This is a genomic window from Promicromonospora sp. NPDC052451 (assembly GCF_044547525.1).
Classification (GTDB): Bacteria; Actinomycetota; Actinomycetes; order Actinomycetales; family Cellulomonadaceae; genus Promicromonospora.
In genome coordinates, this window is record NZ_JBIUAP010000002.1 from 226596 (window position 1) to 244745 (window position 18150).

Genomic DNA, 18150 nt, shown 5'->3' on the forward strand with positions numbered 1-18150 from the left:
GTGGTGAGCGCGGGCGTGGTGGCGGTATGAGTCCGCAGAGTGCAACCATCTCTGCACTCACCTGGTGGGGACCGCCGCGGGAGGGTGACCACAGGCCGGTGGGGGCGGGGGTTGTGCACAGGGGGCGGGGTCGGGTGCCTCGGACGGGGACCGGGCCGTGTGGGATGGGCGGCATGCGACCAGGACGGAAGATCCCCGCGCGGCTGCTGGCGGATGCCCGCGCGCAGGAGGGGCTCGTGGACAAGGCCCAGTGCGACGCCGTCGGGCTCGACAAGTACGCGGTGGGGCGGTTGATCCGGACGGGACGCTGGGCCCGGGCGGCCCGCTGCGTCTACGACACCGCCCCCGATCCGGTGGAACGACGGCGGCGGGACGACTACTACGACCACGTCCGCCGTCGCGCGGCATGGACGGGCATGCTCGCGGTGCCCGATGGCATCGCCACCGGTGCGTGCGCGCTCGCCCTGTACCGCGTGGCCGGCCTGCCCGCACGGCTCGTGCCGGAGGTGGCCCGCCCAGGCGGTAAGGACGCGGCGGTGGGACCCGCGGTCGTCCTCCGCAGGTACCGGTCGTTCCCGACGGTGCGGTACCGGGGCCGGAGCATCGCGTCCTTGGCATCGGCCCTGGTCCAGGGACTTCCGGGGCTGACGCGTGGCGAGAGGGTCGCGGTGCTGAGCAGCGTGCTGCACAAGGAGCTTCTCGACACGGCAGCCCTCGACACCGTGGCCGGCATGATGCGACGACGACGGGGTTCGGTACAGGCCCTCACAGCGTTCCCCCTGGTGTCTGCCCTCGACGAGTCGCCTGCGGAGACGGCCGCTCGCCTCTCCTGCCTGGACCACGGCGTGCCGCCGGACGGCCAGCAGGTCACGTTCCTGCTGGGTGATGTGTTCCTGGCCAGGGTTGATCTTGCGTGGCGCCTGCCGGGCGGCCGCTACCTGGTGGTGGAGATCGACGGGCGCGCCTTCCACACCGGCCGGGTGATGCTCGCTGACGACTCGCTGCGGCAGAACGCGCTGACCGGCACGGGCCGGCTGATCGTCCTCCGGTACCCGGCGGCCCAGGCGCTGGCCGGTGGCATCGGCAAGGATGTCGCCGCCCGCCTGGCCGGCCTCTCCTGGACCCGGGGAGCGCCGCTGCCCCCGTCGGTGGACCTAGCCGAATGAACGCGGGAGTAGTGGCGGAATGACGCCTCGGAGTGCCACCAAGCCCGCGCTCATCGTCGCGGTCACGCGTCGCGGAGAGTGCGCCACGGGATGTTCAGGTCCGTCAGGAGCTCGCGGAGGAGGGGGAGGCTGATGCCGACCACGCCGTGGTGGTCGCCCTCGATGCGTTCGACGTACGGGCCGCCGAGGCCGTCGATGGTGAAGGCGCCGGCCACGTACAGCGGTTCCTCGGTGGCGACGTAGGCGTCGATCTCGTCGTCGTCGATGTCGGCGAACCAGACGGTGGTGGAGCTCGTCGAGCCGATGGTGCCGCCCGTGCCGCCGGAGGCGTCGTCGCGCAGGTCCACCACCCAGTGGCCCGTGTGCAGCACGCCCTTGGTGCCGCGCATGGCGCGCCAGCGCTCGCGGGCGGTGGCGGCGTCGGCCGGCTTGCCCACGATCGTGCCGCCGATCTCCAGCATGGAGTCGCAGCCCACCACGATGACGTCGCTCAGGTCCTGGGCGAGCGCCGCCACGGGCCCGCCGTCGTCCCGGGACTCCTCGAGCCGGGACGCCACCTCCTCGGCCTTGGCCTGCGCCAGGACCAGCACGGCGTCGGCGGGGTCGAGCTCGCCGAAGCGGTCGGCGGCGTCGGCGAGGACCTTGTCCTCGTCCACGCCGGACACCACGACGTCAGGGGTGACTCCGGCGGACCGCAGCGTGGCGAGTCGGGCGGGAGACTGGGAGGCGAGGACCAGGCGTGGCACCGCGCAACAGTAACGAGAATCCCGGCCGGCGAGACAGGGAAATGACGGATCCGGCGGAAGTGACCCCGGTCACTCCCGCCGGATCCGGCGCGCGCGGGACGGGCGTCAGGCCAGCGCGACCTGCAGCGTGTCCAGCCCCACCGACCCGAGGTTCAGCGCCCGGGCGTGGAACGACTTGGCATCGAACTGCTCGCCGCGACCGGCGGCGGCCGCGCGGGCCTCGTCCCGCGTCTGCTCCCAGAGGCGCTGACCCACCTTGTACGACGGCGCCTGCCCCGGCCAGCCCAGGTACCGGTTGAACTCGAAGCGCACGAACTGCTCCGGCATGTTCACGTTGGCCAGGAGGAAGGGCCAGCCCTTCTCGGCGGTCCAGGTGCCACCGCCCCACTGCTCGGGGGCGGGCAGGCCGAGGTGCACGCCGATGTCGAAGACGACGCGGGCCGCGCGCAGGCGCTGGGCGTCGAGCATGCCGAGGCGGTCGCCGGGGTCGTCCATGTAGCCGAGGTCGGCCATGAGACGCTCGGCGTAGAGGGCCCAGCCCTCGCCGTGGCCCGACACCCAGCAGGCGAGCCGGCGCCAGGTGTTGAGCGTCTCGCGGGCGAACACGGCCTGACCGCACTGCAGGTGGTGGCCGGGCACGCCCTCGTGGAAGACGGTGGTCTTCTCCCGCCAGGTGTTGAACTCCGTGACACCTTCCGGCACGGCCCACCACATGCGGCCCGGGCGGGACCAGTCGTCGCTCGGCGGGGTGTAGTAGATGCCGCCCGACTGCGTCGGCGCGATCATGCACTCCAGGGCCAGCACCGGCTCCGGAACGTCGAAGTGCGTGCCGTTCAGCGCCGTGATCGCGGCGTCGGACGTCTCCTGCATCCAGGCCTTGAGGGCCGCGGTGCCGACGAGCTTGCGCGCCGGGTCGGCGTCGAGCGCCGCCACCGCCTGCTCCACGGTGGCGCCCGGGCCCGCGATCTGCGCGGCCACCGACTCCTGCTCCGCGACGATCCGGGCGAGCTCCTCCAGGCCCCACTGGTACGTCTCGTCCAGGTCCACGGTCGCGCCCAGGAAGTACCGCGACCACAGGGCGTACCGGTCGCGGCCCACGGCGTCGGCCTCCGGGGCGCGCGGTGCGAGGTCGCGCTCCAGGAAGTCCGCGAGCCGGGCATACGCCTCGCGGGCGGCCGTCGCGCCGTGCTCCAGCTCCTTGCGGACCAGGCTGCACGCGGCGGAGTCGTCCAGGACGGCGTCGACGGCCTCGCCGCGGACGAGCGACGCGAAGAACGAGTCGTTCCCGGCCAGCTCGCGGGCCTGCGTCACGCACTCGCGGACCTGGCGGATCGCCGCCACGTTCCCCTGGGCGGCCGCCGCGGTGAGCGACTCGACGTACCCGTCGACGGCGTCCGGCAGCGCGTTCAGGCGGGACGCGATGTTCTCCCACGCCTCGACCGAGTCGGTGGCCATGATGTCGAAGACGTCGCGGAGCCCCTGCACCGGCGACTCGATGTTGTTGAGGTTGCGCAGGTCCTCGCCGGCGGCGTGCAGCTCCAGGTCGAGACCCACGCGCTCGCGCATCGCGGACAGCGTGACCCGGTCGACGTCGTCCGCGGGCTCCAGGCCGTCCAGCTTCGCCAGCACCTCGCGCCCCGCCTGCGCGACGGCGTCGTGCCCGGCGGGCGAGAGGTCGCCGATCTCGTGGTCGTGGCCGGGCAGGCCCATGGCCGTCGCGGACAGCGGGGCGAGCTCGGTGAGGCGGGTGACGTAGTCGTCGGCGACGGCGTCGATCGCCGTGGGGGTGCGTGTGGGGGAGGTCATGAGGGGAGCCTACGGCCGCCCGCGGAGCGGGGTCCGGCTTTTCTTGCGACCGTCCACGTGAGGCGATGCCCAAGGCTCATGCCGGGGTCGGGCGCTCAGGGGCGCAGGTGGTCGGCGGGGTCCTCGCCGAGCTCGCGGAGTGCGCGCTCCAGGTCGCTCGCTCGCACCGTCGCAGCGAAGTGTGGGACGAACGACAGCGAGTCCCCACCCTGCTCGATCCGGAGCCCCGGGTAGGAGCCGCCACCGGTCCGTACCCGCTGGACGCTGATCGTCGCACCGGTCAGCGCCATGGTCGTCCGGTGCCGGCCGCCACCGTCCCAGACCTCGATCCGGTCCCCGAGCACGGCGATGGCCAGGGCGCTCGGCAGAGGGCCCTCGGCGAAGGCCGGGATGACGACGGCTCCTGGCCGGGACCGTACGACGGCGTCCCGGAGCCGGTTCCGCATGCGGTTGTGGACAGAGACGGCGCCGAGGACGAGTAACAGGCCGGTCACGATCCCGAGGCCGCCCGCCCACAGCTCGGTCACGTTGCTCCGCCCGGCTCAGGCCTGGCCCAGCGGTCCATCAGGAGCGCAGGCTCCACCGCCACGCGTCGGCGTTGTGCCGCCCGGCGCGCCCGCCGAAGTTCTTGGCGGTGGCGGCGCCGTTCCCGCGCAGCACCCGGGCCCGGTTGGTCCACTCGTCCAGCGGCGCGGCGTCCTCGGGCTCCGGGCCGGCGGCCGCCACGGCCGCGAGGCCCGCGACCAGGGCCGCCACCTCGACGTCGTCGGGCTGACCGCGCACCACGCGTACCTGGGGGCTCACTCGTCGTCCTCCTCGTAGAAGCCGAAGCCGGGGGCCTCGCCGCGCGAGGCCGCCCACTCGGCGATCTCGTAGCCGCCGTCGGTCAGGTGCGTCGCCACGGACTCGCCGGCCGCGTCGAGCAGGTCCAGCACGCCGTCCAGGGACGCGTCCCCGCCCCGCGAGCCGACGACGAAGCCCAGGTAGAACGACTCGGCGCCCTCCACCTCGGGCTCCTCGACGTCCACGGCCTCGTCGTCCGGACCCGGCTCCCACACCGAGGACGTGAGGTCCGGGTGCATGCCGAGCGAGCCGTGCAGCACGTCGAAGAGCGCCGCGTTCAGGTGCCCCACCTTCGACTCCAGGGCCAGCACGCGCGGGTCCTCGTCCGCCTCCGCGGCACCGAACTCGGCGCGGACGCCCACGGCCGTCCCCACGTAGTCGTGCAGGGCCGCGGCCAGTGCGTCGACCGCCCGGTGCATCGGCTCCGCGTCGACGCGGCCCATCGGCGCCGGGCCGTGGGTGGCGTCCTCGTGACTCATCTGGTTCCTCTCCGGTGCAAGGTCTTCCCGCCGGTCAGAGCGGGATGTTGCCGTGCTTCTTCGGAGGAAGCGTAGATCGCTTGGTGCGCAGCGCGCGCAGGGCACGCACGACCTGCACCCGGGTCTCGGACGGGCGGATCACCGCGTCGACGTAGCCGCGCTCGGCGGCGTCCCACGGGTTGACGATGGCATCCTCGTACTCGGCGGTGAGCCGCGCGCGCTCCGCCTCGACGTCGCCGCCTGCCTCCTGGACCGCCTTCAGCGCGCCGCGCTGCAGGATGTTCACGGCGCCGCTCGCGCCCATCACGGCGATCTGCGCGGTGGGCCAGGCCAGGTTCACGTCGGCGCCGAGCTGCTTGGAGCCCATGACGATGTACGCGCCGCCGTACGCCTTGCGCGTGATGATCGTGACCAGCGGCACGGTGGCCTCGGCGTACGCGTAGATCAGCTTGGCGCCGCGGCGGATGATGCCCTGGTGCTCCTGGCCCACGCCGGGCAGGAAGCCCGGCACGTCCACGAAGGTCAGCACCGGGATGTTGAACGCGTCGCAGGTGCGCACGAACCGGGCGGCCTTCTCGGCGGCGTCGATGTCGAGCGTGCCTGCCATGGACTGCGGCTGGTTGGCGATGATGCCGACCGACTGGCCCTCCACGTGCCCGAACCCGATCAGCACGTTCGTGGCGAACATCGGCTGGACCTCCAGGAACGACTCCGGGTCCAGCACGGCCTCGACGGCCTCCCGCATGTCGTAGGGCTGGTTGTCGCTGTCCGGGATCAGCTCGTCGAGGGCCTCGTCCTCAGGCGTGACCTCCAGGACCGTGTCGTCCTCGGGCGGGAAGGCCGGGGCGTCCGACAGGTTGTTCTGCGGCAGGTAGCTCACCAGGTGGCGCACGTAGTCGAGCGCGTCGTCCTCGTCCTGGCCCATGTAGTGCGCCACGCCCGACGTCGAGTTGTGCGTGCGGGCGCCGCCCAGGGTCTCGAAGTCGACGTCCTCGCCCGTCACGGTGCGGATCACGTCCGGGCCGGTGATGAACATGTTCGAGGTCTGGTCGGCCATGACGATGAAGTCCGTCAGGGCGGGGGAGTACACCGCGCCGCCCGCGCTCGGGCCGAGGATCAGGGAGATCTGCGGGATCACGCCCGACGCCGCGACGTTGCGCCGGAACATCTCCGCGAACTGCGTCAGGGCCGCGACACCCTCCTGGATGCGCGCGCCGCCGCCGTCGCTGATGCCGATGAGCGGCACGCCGGTGCGCAGCGCGAGGTCCTGCACCTTGGTGATCTTCTGGCCGTGCACCTCGCCGAGGCTGCCGCCGAACACCGTGAAGTCCTGCGAGTAGACGCAGACCTGGCGGCCGTCGATCGTGCCGTACCCGGTCACGACGCCGTCGCCCGCGATCCGCTTCTTGTCCAGGCCGAAGTTGCGGCTGCGGTGCTTGGCCAGCGCGTCCAGCTCGGTGAAGCTGCCCTCGTCGAGCAGCGCCTCGATGCGTTCCCGGGCGGTCTTCTTGCCCCGCTTGTGCTGCTTCTCGCGGGCCGTCTCCTCGGGGACGTCGATCGCCGCGGCCCGGCGGGCGTCGAGGTCGTCGAGCTTGGCGCGCGTTCCGGCGAGGGTGGTGATGGCGTCGTTCACACCCCGAGCCTAGTTGTCGGATGCCTCCGGCTCGATGCGTGAGGGTCCAGCGGGTCGCGCGCAGCTCTTGTGGGTTTCCTCCAAGGGCCGGGCCGTCCCGGAGGGGAGAGGATGGACAGGTGCACCAGTCCCTGTACCTCGACCGGCTCACCGTTCCCGGCTTCGCCCGGGTCGAGGTGGTCGAGACCTCGCCCTCCACCAACGCCGAGCTCGTCGCCGCGGTCCGCGCGGACCCGGATGCCTGGCCCGCGCCCTCGGCGCTGATCGCGGAGGAGCAGACCGCGGGCCGCGGCCGAGCGGGTCGCTCCTGGCAGACGCCGCCGCGCGCCGGGCTCACCGTGTCGCTGCTGCTGCGTCCCCGCGTCCCGGCCGAGGCCATGGGCTGGCTCCCGCTCCTGGCGGGCCTCGCGGTGGTCCGCACGGTGTCCGACGGCGGCATCACCGCCGCCGTGAAGTGGCCCAACGACGTGCTGCTGCCGGCCGTGGACACCGTGGCCGGCCTGGGCCTGTACCGGAAGGTCGCGGGGATCCTCGCCGAGGTGGTGCCCGGGACGACGAGCCCCGGGTCACCCGCCGCCGGCGAGACCGGCTCGCCCGGGGCCGGCGAGGCGCCCGCGGTCGTGCTCGGGATCGGGCTCAATGTGTCGCAGTCTGCCGACGAGCTGCCGGTACCGACGGCGACGTCGCTGGCGCTCGCGGGCCACCCGCGGCCCGACCGCACGGACGTGCTGGTGCGGATGCTCGGCGAGGTGCACGCCGTGGTGCGGCGGTGGGAGCAGGCGGACGGTGACGCCGCGGCGGCCGGGCTGCTGGACGAGTACGCGGCGGTGTCCGCCACGCTGGGCACCCGGGTCCGGGCCGAGCTCGCCGGCGGCGCGGGGGTGCTGGAGGGTGAGGCCGTGGGCCTCGACGGCACGGGCGCGCTGGTGCTGCGGCTGGAGTCGGGCGAGGAGCGCGCGGTGACCGCGGGCGACGTCTGGCACCTGCGCTGAACCGGCGGCCGCCCGCCGGGGCGGCGTCCGGCCTGACCCCGCGCGGGCGTCGGGTGAACTGCCCGGGATCCCGGGGTGAACTGCGCGCAATTCTCTGCCGAATGCTCGGTGGCCTGCGGTAATGTCCGCCACAGGCACGGCATGAACGGGCGGCGCGCGACGGTCAGGAGATGCCGATGGACGCAGGTCGAGCCACGGTGGGCGTGGCCAAGGCCGTCGTGTGCGCCGCGGCGATCGTCACCGTCTACCTGATCAGCACCGTCCGTCTGGACCGGGGTCTGGTGCAGAGCGAGGGAACGCCGACGGCAGGCCTGATCGCGGCCGTCGTCGCGTGGCTCCTGGTGGTCTGGGTGCTGCTCTACCGGGACGACGGCGTGCGCGGCGTGCACCTGAGCCTGTGGAACGTGGTGGCCGTGGTCGGCATGCTGCTGGTGCTCACGGGGATCCCCCTCGTGCTGACGCTCTGGGGCTGACCGGGCCGGTCCGTGCGGATGCATGCGGTTGCATGCGGTGTCCCCGCCTACAGTGGTGACGTGCTCCACAACTCCGAGACCCCTCCCGCCCACCACGACGCCACGGGCGCCGACACCGCGGCGCGCCTCGACGAGACGCTGCTCGGCGGCGCCCGCCGGTACACGCTGTCGCAGGTGGTGGAGCTCACCGGGCTCGACAAGCAGTTCGTCACCCGGTACTGGCGCTGGATCGGCCTGCCGGTCACGCACCCGACGGAGACCTGGTTCACCGACGCCGACGTGGACGCGCTCAAGGACGCGGCCGCGCTGTTCGAGGCCGAGCAGATGGACGAGCGGGCCCAGATGACCTTCGTCCGGTCCGTCGGCCACACCGCCGACCGGCTGGCGCTGTGGCAGGTGGAGGCGCTGGTGGAGCACCTCGCCCGCCGGTACGACCTGGACGAGACCTCGGCCCGGCTGCTCGCGCTGGACCGGCTGCCCGAGATGACCGAGACGCTGCTGGGCCAGCTCGAGCACGCGTGGCGCCGTCAGCTCGCCGCGCTGACCGGGCGCATGGCCATCGAGTTCGCCGGGTCCCGCAGCGACGCCCGCAACGACAGCCACCAGCTCCCGCTGGTCCGGGCGGTCGGGTTCGCGGACATCGTGTCGTTCACCAAGCGCACGGCGGGCCTCGGCTCCGAGGAGCTCGCGGAGTTCGTGCAGCGGTTCGAGGCGGGCGCGCGCGACGTCATCGTCAACGCGGGCGGGCGCGTGGTGAAGACCATCGGCGACGCGGTGCTCTTCGTGACCGACGACCTGGAGACCGGCGCCGAGGTGGCCCTCGGGCTCGCGGAGACGTCGGGCGAGGCGCTCGGGACCGCGGCGCCCGGCGACCCCGAGATCCCCGTCCGCGTCGGGCTGGTCTGGGGCCGGGTGCTGTCCCGGTTCGGCGACATCTTCGGGCCGACCGTCAACCTCGCCTCGCGCCTCACCGAGCAGGCCGACCCCTCCACGGTGCTGGTCGACAAGGACACCGCGGCCAAGCTCGCCGCGACCTCGCGCTATGCGCTCACGGCGCAGCCGGTCCGCGACGTGCCGGGCATCGGCCCGCTGTCGCCCGTCCGGCTGCAGCGCGCCTACCAGGGCTGACGCCGCGCGGCCGCGCGGCAGCCGGAGGCTGCGGCCGCCGCGGCCAGGCCGTGACGCACCGGGACCCGTGCGCCGCGGCCCGGCGCCGGCGGGCTATCTCGCGGGCCGGCCGAGCGCCCGCAGCGCGCCCGGGAGCAGCCGGAGCTGTGCCCGTCGCTCGGCCGCAAAGGTCCGCCGGTCGCCCGACGACCACCGCCGGTCGAGCAGGCGCTTGGCGGCCGCCACCGCCTCGGGGCGGTGCGCGGCGATCCGGCCGGCCAGCGCGAACGCCTCCTCGCGCGGCGTGTCCGTGACGGTCCCCGCGAGGCCGAGCCGGGCGGCGTCCGCCCCGGTCACCTCCTCGGCGGTGAAGGTCAGCCGCTTGGCGGTCTCGATGCCCACGAGCTGGGTCAGTGCACGGATCCCCGTCATGTCGGGCACCAGGCCGCGCTCCACCTCCTTGACCGACCAGCGGGCGTCGGGCGTGGTCAGGCGCAGGTCGGCGGCCAGGGCGATCTGCACGCCCGCGCCGATCACGTGGCCGTGCACGGCGGCGACCACCGGGACGGGCAGGCGGCGCCAGGCCCAGCAGGCCTCCTGGAACAGGTTGGTGCCGCGCGGCGTCGGCACGAAGGCGCGCGCCACCGCCGCCGGGCGGCGGGCGGCGGCCCCGAGGTCGAGGCCCGCGCAGAACGCCCGGCCGTTGCCCGAGAGGACGACGGCGCGCAGCCCGGGCTCCCGCCGCAGCCGGTGGGCCGTCGCCCGCAGCTCACGGAGCATGTCGAGGGACAGCGCGTTGAGCTTGTCGGGGCGGTCCAGGCGCACGTCGGCGATCCCGTCCGAGATGCTGCAGGTGATGCGGCTCCCGGAGGGGATCGCCGACGGTGCGGTGCTGGCGTTCATGGGGCGCAGCCTATGCAGTACGCCCGCGCCGCGGGCCTGCGGCTACTGGTCTTCCTCCGGCACCTCGGTGTCGACCCCCTGGTAGGGCGGCACCTGCACGGTGCGCGCGCCGGGCCGGCCACCCAGCACGACGGTCCGCAGGCTCACGTTGTTGGACCGGGTCCGCTCGTGCAGGGTGCCGTTCGGGTTGGCGGTGATCCGGATGCGGTAGGTGCCGTTGGGCACGCCGGTCAGGTCGAACGCCTGCGTCTGGGTCTGGTTGTACGTGTCGCCCCACCCGACGGGCAGCACCTCGCGCAGCCAGAGGGCGGACCGGTCGCCGCAGGTGCTGTCGAGGCCCGTGGCCTCCGGGCGCCAGGCCGCGCCGGGCACCGAGAGGTCGACGGGGTCGGTGGGCGCCAGGCACCAGGACTGCTTGCCGCTCGTGGTCACCAGCCGGCCGTTCGGCCGCACGAGCTCGTAGCTCGCGAAGTCCAGGAAGTGCCAGTGGTCGTGCTCCGGGGCGTCGTGGTACTTCATCGACCCGGTCCGTGTGCTGCCGACCTCCTTGCCGTCCCGGTAGAAGAACTGGTACGCGTCCATGACCTCGGCCGCACCCTGGCGGTAGCCCTCGACGACCAGGGGAGCGGGGCCCGCGTTCCACTCGTTCGCGTTGAAGGTGAGCCGGTCGGTGCCGGCCTCGTCGACCTCGGTGCCGATCTGCCACGCCGGCGCCGACACGAGGTCCGGGAGCGTGTCCCGCGCGGGCCGCCGCGACGACGGCGCCGTACCCGCCTGGCCGAGCGCCGGGTGGTCCCCGTGCTGCTGGCCGCCGTCGCGGAGCGTGAAGAGGTTGACGCGGTGCCCGGCACCCGGGCCGGCGTCCGGGCCGGCGCCGTGCGTGCCGTGCGCGCCGCCCTGCGCGCGCAGGGCCTGCGCCCGGTCGGTGCGGGCGTCGTCGGCCTGGGTGCTGAAGCCCTCGGCGGGCTCGCCCAGGAGCTGGTCGGCCACCTCACCGCACTCGAAGAGCTCGCACTCGTCCTCCACGGTGACCTTCTGCCGCAGCGTGCGGTTCCCGGCGGGGATGCCGAGGAACTCCGCCACCGGCTTGCTGATGCTCATGGTCAGGACGAGGTCCTTCCGGGTGGTCTGCACCTCGAAGTACCCGTCGATCCGGGCCGCCCACCCCTGCTCGACGCCGGACACCGTGGAGCGCGTGAACCAGTTCCCGCCGCAGAACTCCGGGTAGACCGGCTCCGTGCGGCCGGTCGGCTGGACACGCTGGCGCTCCGAGCCGCCGAGGCACAGGGTGCGCGTCTCCTTGGCCAGCACCGTGCCCTGGGCCGTCGCCACCTGCACGCTGAGCCCCTTGCGGAAGCCGTCGAGGCCGTCGACGATCGAGGCGGGTGCCGTCGTCGTGGTGCGCTTCTTGCCCCGGATCACCGTCTTCGTGAGCGTCACCGGGCCGGACGGCCGGGCCCGCTCGGCCCGGAACTCGTAGCCCTCGTCGTAGGCGGCGAGCCAGGCGGGCGAGTCCAGGTACACGTAACCGTCGTAGGCGTACGCGGTCACGGTCTCGGCGGCGGGCGCGATCCGCAGGCCGCGCGGGGTCGCCGGCCGGGCCGACGTCGCGGTCGTCGTGGCGGTCGCGGACGGCGTCGCCGCGGAGGCAGCGAGGACGTCGGCGGCCGCTCCCTCCCCGAGCAGGCCGAGCGCCAGCGTGGCCGCGACACCCATCGTGAGCAGGCGTGGTGCCGGACGTGTGGTGCGGGTGGTCATGTATCCCCCAGGTGGGTGCGGACGGAGACCTGTCACGTCAAGGGACGGCCGGTACCGCCGGAACGTTGTCGGCTCCGCGCCACTTCACCCGGGACGTCGGCGTTCTCACCCGTCCGTTCAGGGGAACCGGGCCGGGATCGCCTCCGCGAGGTAGGGCTGGAGGGTCTGGGCGAACGTGTCGGTGAGGTGGCCACGGTCGCGGTAGACGAGCACGTTGCCCACCACCTGGTGGCACTTGCGGGCATCGCAGTAGAAGTCGGTGAAGTCGATCACCGTCGCGTGCGGTGCGTGCTCGGCGGCGGTGTCCACGAGCCCCCGGCGGACCATGGCCTTCTGGCGGTCGACCGCGCACCGCTCGGGGTGCTCGTAGTTCTCCGCGACGCAGGCCTGCGACTTCTCCTTGGCCTCGGGCACGTCCTTCACCACGTAGACGCTGGCGCCCAGGTCGTGCAGGTCGTTCCACAGGTCGGCGAGGCCCTTCACGCCGGGAGCCATGCCCGTGCCGGTGTCCCGGAAGGGGTTGCGGCCCAGGAACGAGGTGATCACCGCGTCCGGCTCGACCTCCCGGAGCTGCTCCATCGTCTCGGCGTTCTTCGCGGCGCACGCGTCCGCCTTGTAGGCGCGCTGCTCGTAGGAGAACGGGCACGAGTTGTGGAAGAACCCGAGGAGCCGCCAGCCCCGCTCCTCCGCGAGGTTCGCCAGCGGCGTGCTGAGCATCCGGATGTGCGAGTCGCCCACCATGGCGACGACCACGTCCGACGTCGGGTCGCCGTACTCGCAGACCTCGCTGGTCTCCGTGCTCAGGTCGGACTCGCAGGGTGTGGTCTCCGCGATCTCCAGGTCGGTCACTGCCGTGACCGGGTTGGGCCGGATGGCGACCGTGCCGTCCACGAACACGTCGAGGGTGCCGTCGGCGGCGGCGTGCGCGCCGTGGACGCGGCCGGCCTCGGGCGAGACGTCGATCTGCGCGGCGAGGTCGTCCCAGTCGTGCTCGACCGCCGCCGTACGGGTCACCGGGACCAGCGCGAGCGCGCAGACCACGGCCATCGACGTCGCGGCGAGGCCGAGCGAGCGGCCGTCGTGCTCCCGCAGCCACGCGGTGGAACGCAGGGGCTGCTCGACGAACGTGTAGCTGGCGCCGGCCGCGACGAGCATCAGGCCCAGCAGGCCGAGGCTCTCCAGGCGGGTGGGCGTGCCGCCGGCGTACTCGGTGAACCAGACGATCACGGGGAAGTGCCACAGGTAGAGCGAGTACGACACGTTGCCGAGCCACTGCACCGGTCGACGGTCGACGAACCACGTGAGGGACCCGACGCCCGACGTGCGCCCGGCGGCGATCACCGCCATGGTGCCGAGCACGGGCAGGAGTGCCGCGGTCCCCGGGAAGGGGGTCGCGGCGGTCAGGCTCGCGGCGCCCACGCCGATCGCACCGAACCCGGCCAGGGCGAGCACCGAGCGCGCCAGCCGGAAGCGCTCCGTCCAGCGCAGCGTCACGGCGAGGAGGCCGCCCGCGCCCAGCTCCCACAGCCGGGTGGCGGTGGAGAAGTAGGCCGCCGGGTCCTCGGCCCCGACCGACACGAGGTTCCAGGCGAACGACGCGGCGACGAGCACGCCGAACGCGACCAGCAGCGCCGTCGTCAGGGTGCGCGGGCCGCGCCCCGCGCGACGGGCCACCACGGCGGCGCCCAGCACGACGAGCGGCCACAGGATGTAGAACTGCTCCTCCACGGCCAGCGACCAGAAGTGCTGGAACGGGGTGGCGGCGGTGTCGGAGGCCAGGTAGTCGACCGCGTTGCCGACCAACGCCCAGTTCTGCACGTAGAGCACCGACGCGAGGCCCTGACGACCCACCTCGGCCAGGTCCGTCACCGGCAGCAGCAGCGGTGCGCTCACCAGCACCACGGCCACGACGAGGAGACTGGCGGGCAGGATGCGCCGCGCCCGGTTGGCCCAGAAGTGACCCAGCCGGAGCCGGCCCGTCGCGCGGACCTCGCGGAGCATGTGGCCCGTGATCAAGAAGCCGGAGATCACGAAGAAGACGTCGACGCCGATGTACCCGCCGGGAAGCACGTCCGGCCGCAGGTGGTAGACCACGACCAGGGCGACGGCCAGGGCCCGCAGCGCCTGCACCTCCGGGAGAAAACGCCGGGTGGCCCGGGACTTCTGCGCCGGGGGCTGTCCCGGGGCGGGCTCGGCGGGCGTCGGGGCAGGGGTGAGCGTGGCGGTGGTCATGGCTCCGGAGCGGTGAGGACGGCACCGGCGCACTGCGCCCGGGCCGTGGAGGCAGCGGCTGTCGGCACCGAAACTAGTGCGAGGAAGACCGCTGACAACCCGGCCCGAGGGTGATAAACGCGAGCGGGCCGAACGCCGGGGTGAAGCTCTGACCAGGCGTGGGATGTCACCCGGGTGAATCCCCGGATCCGCCGTCCGGTGGGTGCCCTGGGCGCTCGCGGCGTCGCGCCAGGTGCGTGTGACACGATGCGGGCGTGCTGAAAGCCGTTCTCTTCGATCTCGACGACACGCTCGTGGACCAGGAGGGCGCCTCGCGGGCGGCGCTCCTGGACTGGTTGCCCGAGCTGGGCCTGGACCTCGACGACCCGGAGGAACAGGTCGCCGCGTGGCATGCCGTGTCGGAGGAGGTCTACGCGCGGTACCAGCGCCGGGAGATCACGTTCCTGGAGCAGCGGCGGTCCCGCGTGCGGGAGTTCCTCGGCGCGGACACCACGGACGACGAGGCCGACGAGCTGTTCTCCGGTTACCTCACCCGGTACGAGCGCGCCTGGAGGGCGTTCGACGACGCCGTCCCCGCTCTGCGGACGGTGCGGGACGCCGGGCTCGTCGTCGCACTGCTCACCAACGGCGACGCCACCCACCAGGGCCGCAAGCTGGACCGGACCGGGCTGGCGGAGCACCTCGACGTCGTCGTCGCGTCCGACGACCTGCCCGCAGGGAAGCCGGACCCGCGGGCCTACGCCGCGACCTGCGAGATTCTCGGCCTCGCGCCGGGTGACGTGCTGATGGTCGGCAACGACGTCGAGAAGGACTTCCAGGGCGCGCTCGATGCGGGGCTGGGCGCGGTGCTGCTCGACCGTGCGGACCGGCACCCGGAGGTGGCGGACCGGATCAGGGGGCTGGGCGAGCTGTCGCTCGGCGGATAGTCCGCTGGGCGCCGTCCTGCCTGCTCGGACGTATCAGGTCGTGGCCCGTTGAGGGGCGGCGGGCCGAGTCGGCTTCTGTGCCTGCATCTCGCTCTCGATGACCGCCTGGAGCTCCTCGGGACTAGGAAGGGCTGCCCGCTCCTCGCGTGTCAGACCCTCATACAGCGCCACGGCGACCGGTGAGGCGGTGCTCGCGAGGGCGTAGTCGAGCGTCGCGTCGTTCCGTTCCGTGCACAGCAGGATCCCTACAGTCTTGGCGTGCAGGGTGGGGACGCGGACCTCGCCGTCGACCATGGCGACGTAGGTACCGATCTGTCCGATGTGAGCGGGCTGAAACTTGCCAACCTTCAGCTCGACGACGACGTAGCGCAACTGGGTCACGTGAAAGAAGAGCAGATCGACGAAGAACTCGTCGCCGCCGACTTGGATCCGATACTGCCGACCGACGAACGCCATGTCACGGCCCAGCTCCAGCAGGGTGTCCTGACGTGGCGCCAGGGCAATTGTGCACCAGGCTGGTGCACAAATTCGGATTCGGTGGGCCAGACCTCGGCGACCTTGCGCATGTACAGCAGATTCCGACGGGACCAGCCGCGTTGGCCTGGGAACTCGCGCCGCAGGTCCGCGGAGATCCGGTCCACTACCTTGGCACCCCAGCCTTGGTCGCGCTGCCGGGTGAGGATCTCGTTCCCCACGTTCCAGAAGAGGCGGAGCAGTTCCGTGTTGGCAGCGCGCACCATCCGAAACTGCGTGGAGCGCACTCGGTGCTTCAGGTCTGTGATGAACACGTCGTAGCCGTCGGGTTCCCGACTGTCCGTGGTCGTGGAGACGGTCACCGGACCAGCCTGTAGAGGAACGGTGTCATCCGCCATTCGAGTTGCATATTCGCAACGATCGGCCCCGGCTTGTGATCAAAGCAGTACCGGCTCCGGGTCCCGCGGTTCAGGATCCGGCTCGATCAGCTCCGGCCCGTCGTTCTGCACCGACCCCACGGCGTCCCTGACCGGGCGTGTCGTGAGTGCCGTGCCGTCGATGCCCAGCAGGTCTGACGCGTCGCCGACGGACGGGTCCAGCCACTCGTCCCAGGCGTTCGGCGGGAGCACGAGCGGCATGCGGTCGTGGATCGCGGACATCGCCTCGGACGCCGGCCGGGTCACCACCGTGGTCGAGACCAGCCAGCGGTCCGGATCGGTCTCGCTCGCGGCCGGGTTGCGCCAGAACTCGTACAGACCCGCGAACGCCGCGACCCCGGGACCGGCCGGGTGGATCCAGTACGGCTGCTTCGGCACCTTCTTCGACCCGGCGGCGGGCAGGCCGAGCTTGCGCCACTCGTAGTACCCGTCGGCCAGCACGAGGCAGCGCCGCGCCTTGAACGGCTTGGCGAAGGCCGGCTTGTCGAGCAGCGTCTCGGAACGGGCGTTGATCATGCGGGCGCCCACGCCCGGGTCCTTGGCCCAGGACGGCACGAGCCCCCAGCGTGCCACGCGCATCGACCGGGTGACCTGGGCCGAGTCGCGGGCCGCACGTTCCACGACGATGCGCGCCGGGTCGGTGGGCGCCACGTTCCACGACGGCGGCAGGAGCCGGGCGTCGTCGGCCAGCTCGGCGATGGCGAGCTCGTCGGCGAGGTCCTGGCTCTGGGTGAAGGAGGCGAAGCGTCCGCACATGGGACCAGCATGCCCCGAGCCACTGACACCCGCGGGCCGCCGGCGCACCCCCGGAGACCGAGATCACGTGCCCTGAGCATGCTTCCGGCGAGATTGCCCTTCTCACTGTCGTATCGATTCGATAGCATCGGACCCATGCCATCCACCGCGCCGTCGGGCGTCTCCCCAGCCGTGCCCGCACGCGGGCCGTCGTCCCGGTCGACCGTCAAGTGGGTCCTCATGCTCGGGGCGCTCTCCGCCCTGCCCGCCTTCACCGTCGACATGTACCTGCCCGCCCTGCCGCAGGTGGCCGTGGACCTCGGTTCGACCGAGGCGCTGGCCCAGCTCACCGTGTCGTGCATGCTGATCGGCGGCGGCGTCGGGCAGCTCGTCATCGGGCCGCTGTCCGACCGGTTCGGGCGCCGCGCCCCGCTCCTGGTGGGCCTCGCGCTGCACGTCGTCATCTCGCTGCTGTGCGCCGTCGTGACCAGCATGCCGCTGCTGATCGGCCTGCGGCTCGCGCAGGGGTTCTTCAACGCGGCCGCCGGTGTGGCCTCCGTGGCCGTGGTGCGGGACCGGTTCGTGGGCGCGGAGGCCGCCCGGATCCTGTCGCGGCTCATGCTCGTGATCGGCGTGGCGCCCATGTTCGCGCCCACGCTCGGGTCCTTCGTGCTGGCGCACGGCACCTGGCGCTGGGTGTTCGTGGTGCTCGCCGCGATGGGTGCCGCGCTCGTCCTCGTGGTGCTCCTGAAGATGCCCGAGACGCATCCGCCGCGCCGGCGGCTGACGGGCGGCGTCCGCTCCGTCGCGGGCGGCTACGGGCGGCTCCTGCGGGACAGGCACTTCCTGGCCCTGGCCGTGATCCCCGGCCTCGGGTTCGGCGTGCTGATGAGCTACGTGGTGGCCTCGCCCATCATCTTCCAGCAGGAGTTCGGGCTCAGCGAGGGCCAGTTCGCGCTGCTGTTCGCCGTCAACGGCGTGGGTCTGGTGCTGTCCGCGCAGGTCAACGCGGCTCTGGTGCGCAAGGTCGCACCGGTGCGCCTGCTCCGGTTCGGCGTGGTCGCCCAGGCGGTGCTCGTGGTCGTGCTCCTGGTCGTCGTGCTGACCGGCGCTGGCGGACTGATCGGCCTGCTGGTGGCGCTGTGGTGCGTGCTCGCGTTCCAGGGCCTGGTCCCGGCGAACGCGTCCGCCATGGCGCTGTCGCGGCACGGCGAGATCGCCGGCACCGCGGCGGCGATGATCGGCGCCATCCAGTCGCTGGTCGCGGGCACGGTGAGCTCGCTCGGCGGGTTCCTCGGCGGGGACGCCACGGCGATGGCCCTGGTGATGCTCGCGGCGGTGACCCTCGCGATCGGCGTCCTGGCCGTGGCGACGCCGGCCTTCCGGCGCGGCGGCTGGCACATGCCGGTCTGAGAGTTCACCTGGCGGTAGCACCGGATT

18 protein-coding genes are annotated in these 18150 nt (G+C 72.9%); 6 read left to right on the forward strand and 12 right to left on the reverse strand.

Going from position 1 to position 18150, the window contains the following annotated elements; translation table 11 throughout:
- The first annotated feature begins 173 nt into the window (after positions 1 to 173).
- A complete protein-coding gene (locus ACIG47_RS03850) occupies positions 174 to 1166 on the forward strand; it encodes a hypothetical protein (RefSeq protein WP_397429684.1) in 993 nt (330 codons plus the stop codon).
- A 62-nt stretch (positions 1167 to 1228) separates the two neighbouring features.
- On the opposite strand, the gene ACIG47_RS03855 is transcribed toward ACIG47_RS03850, so the two are convergent.
- The 6 genes from ACIG47_RS03855 to ACIG47_RS03880 form a co-directional block, all read right to left on the reverse strand.
- Positions 1229 to 1912, reverse strand: coding sequence for a Maf family protein (locus ACIG47_RS03855; RefSeq protein ID WP_397429685.1), 684 nt, complete (start codon positions 1910 to 1912; stop codon positions 1229 to 1231).
- 105 nt (positions 1913 to 2017) lie between these two features.
- Complete coding sequence (locus tag ACIG47_RS03860) at positions 2018 to 3718, reverse strand: DUF885 domain-containing protein (RefSeq protein WP_397429686.1); 1701 nt, start codon at positions 3716 to 3718, stop codon at positions 2018 to 2020.
- A 95-nt stretch (positions 3719 to 3813) separates the two neighbouring features.
- Positions 3814 to 4245: a hypothetical protein gene (locus tag ACIG47_RS03865; RefSeq protein ID WP_397429687.1), complete on the reverse strand. Its 432-nt coding sequence runs from the start codon at positions 4243 to 4245 to the stop codon at positions 3814 to 3816.
- Positions 4246 to 4282: 37 nt separating this feature from the next.
- Positions 4283 to 4522, reverse strand: coding sequence for an acyl-CoA carboxylase epsilon subunit (locus tag ACIG47_RS03870; RefSeq protein ID WP_397429688.1), 240 nt, complete (start codon positions 4520 to 4522; stop codon positions 4283 to 4285).
- Positions 4519 to 5040 carry a hypothetical protein gene (locus ACIG47_RS03875; RefSeq protein WP_397416717.1) on the reverse strand — a complete coding sequence of 174 codons (522 nt, stop codon included), beginning with the start codon at positions 5038 to 5040 and terminating at the stop codon, positions 4519 to 4521. Before ACIG47_RS03875 ends, ACIG47_RS03870 begins: the two co-directional genes overlap by 4 nt.
- Positions 5041 to 5074: 34 nt before the next feature.
- Positions 5075 to 6673, reverse strand: coding sequence for an acyl-CoA carboxylase subunit beta (locus tag ACIG47_RS03880; protein WP_397429689.1), 1599 nt, complete (start codon positions 6671 to 6673; stop codon positions 5075 to 5077).
- 119 nt (positions 6674 to 6792) lie between these two features.
- Here ACIG47_RS03880 and ACIG47_RS03885 point away from each other — a divergent pair, with 119 nt between their 5' ends.
- The 3 genes from ACIG47_RS03885 (at position 6793) to ACIG47_RS03895 (ending at position 9266) form a co-directional block, all read left to right on the forward strand.
- Positions 6793 to 7665, forward strand: a complete 873-nt coding sequence (locus tag ACIG47_RS03885) for a biotin--[acetyl-CoA-carboxylase] ligase (protein ID WP_397429690.1) — start codon at positions 6793 to 6795, stop codon at positions 7663 to 7665.
- A gap of 176 nt (positions 7666 to 7841) precedes the next feature.
- Positions 7842 to 8138 (forward strand): hypothetical protein, encoded by a 297-nt coding sequence (locus tag ACIG47_RS03890; RefSeq protein ID WP_397429691.1) that lies wholly within the window; start codon positions 7842 to 7844, stop codon positions 8136 to 8138.
- A gap of 60 nt (positions 8139 to 8198) precedes the next feature.
- Positions 8199 to 9266: an adenylate/guanylate cyclase domain-containing protein gene (locus ACIG47_RS03895; RefSeq protein ID WP_397416729.1), complete on the forward strand. Its 1068-nt coding sequence runs from the start codon at positions 8199 to 8201 to the stop codon at positions 9264 to 9266.
- Positions 9267 to 9359: 93 nt separating this feature from the next.
- On the opposite strand, the gene ACIG47_RS03900 is transcribed toward ACIG47_RS03895, so the two are convergent.
- The 3 genes from ACIG47_RS03900 to ACIG47_RS03910 form a co-directional block, all read right to left on the reverse strand.
- Complete coding sequence (locus ACIG47_RS03900) at positions 9360 to 10148, reverse strand: crotonase/enoyl-CoA hydratase family protein (RefSeq protein WP_397429692.1); 789 nt, start codon at positions 10146 to 10148, stop codon at positions 9360 to 9362.
- Between the two features lie 42 nt (positions 10149 to 10190).
- Positions 10191 to 11906, reverse strand: a complete 1716-nt coding sequence (locus tag ACIG47_RS03905; protein WP_397429693.1) for a lysyl oxidase family protein — start codon at positions 11904 to 11906, stop codon at positions 10191 to 10193.
- 117 nt (positions 11907 to 12023) lie between these two features.
- Entirely contained in the window at positions 12024 to 14138 is a 2115-nt protein-coding gene (locus ACIG47_RS03910) for an acyltransferase family protein (protein ID WP_397429694.1), read from the reverse strand.
- Between the two features lie 254 nt (positions 14139 to 14392).
- Between ACIG47_RS03910 and ACIG47_RS03915 the strand changes: the two genes are divergently transcribed.
- Positions 14393 to 15064 (forward strand): HAD family hydrolase, encoded by a 672-nt coding sequence (locus ACIG47_RS03915; RefSeq protein WP_397429695.1) that lies wholly within the window; start codon positions 14393 to 14395, stop codon positions 15062 to 15064.
- Between the two features lie 33 nt (positions 15065 to 15097).
- Here ACIG47_RS03915 and ACIG47_RS03920 read toward each other — a convergent pair whose 3' ends face one another.
- Genes ACIG47_RS03920 through ACIG47_RS03930 form a run of 3 tightly spaced genes read right to left on the reverse strand, consistent with a single transcriptional unit; the run spans position 15098 to position 16731 of the window.
- On the reverse strand, positions 15098 to 15520 hold the full coding sequence (locus tag ACIG47_RS03920; RefSeq protein ID WP_397429696.1) for a PDDEXK nuclease domain-containing protein: 423 nt from the start codon (positions 15518 to 15520) through the stop codon (positions 15098 to 15100).
- Positions 15442 to 15936: a DUF1016 N-terminal domain-containing protein gene (locus ACIG47_RS03925; protein WP_397429697.1), complete on the reverse strand. Its 495-nt coding sequence runs from the start codon at positions 15934 to 15936 to the stop codon at positions 15442 to 15444. Before ACIG47_RS03925 ends, ACIG47_RS03920 begins: the two co-directional genes overlap by 79 nt.
- A gap of 39 nt (positions 15937 to 15975) precedes the next feature.
- The gene (locus ACIG47_RS03930; RefSeq protein WP_397416744.1) at positions 15976 to 16731 is read right to left on the reverse strand and encodes an SOS response-associated peptidase; all 756 of its coding nucleotides are present in this window, start codon (positions 16729 to 16731) and stop codon (positions 15976 to 15978) included.
- Positions 16732 to 16866: 135 nt separating this feature from the next.
- On the opposite strand from ACIG47_RS03930, the gene ACIG47_RS03935 reads away from it, so the two are divergent.
- Positions 16867 to 18123 carry a multidrug effflux MFS transporter gene (locus tag ACIG47_RS03935; RefSeq protein WP_397416747.1) on the forward strand — a complete coding sequence of 419 codons (1257 nt, stop codon included), beginning with the start codon at positions 16867 to 16869 and terminating at the stop codon, positions 18121 to 18123.
- Positions 18124 to 18150: the final 27 nt, after the last annotated feature.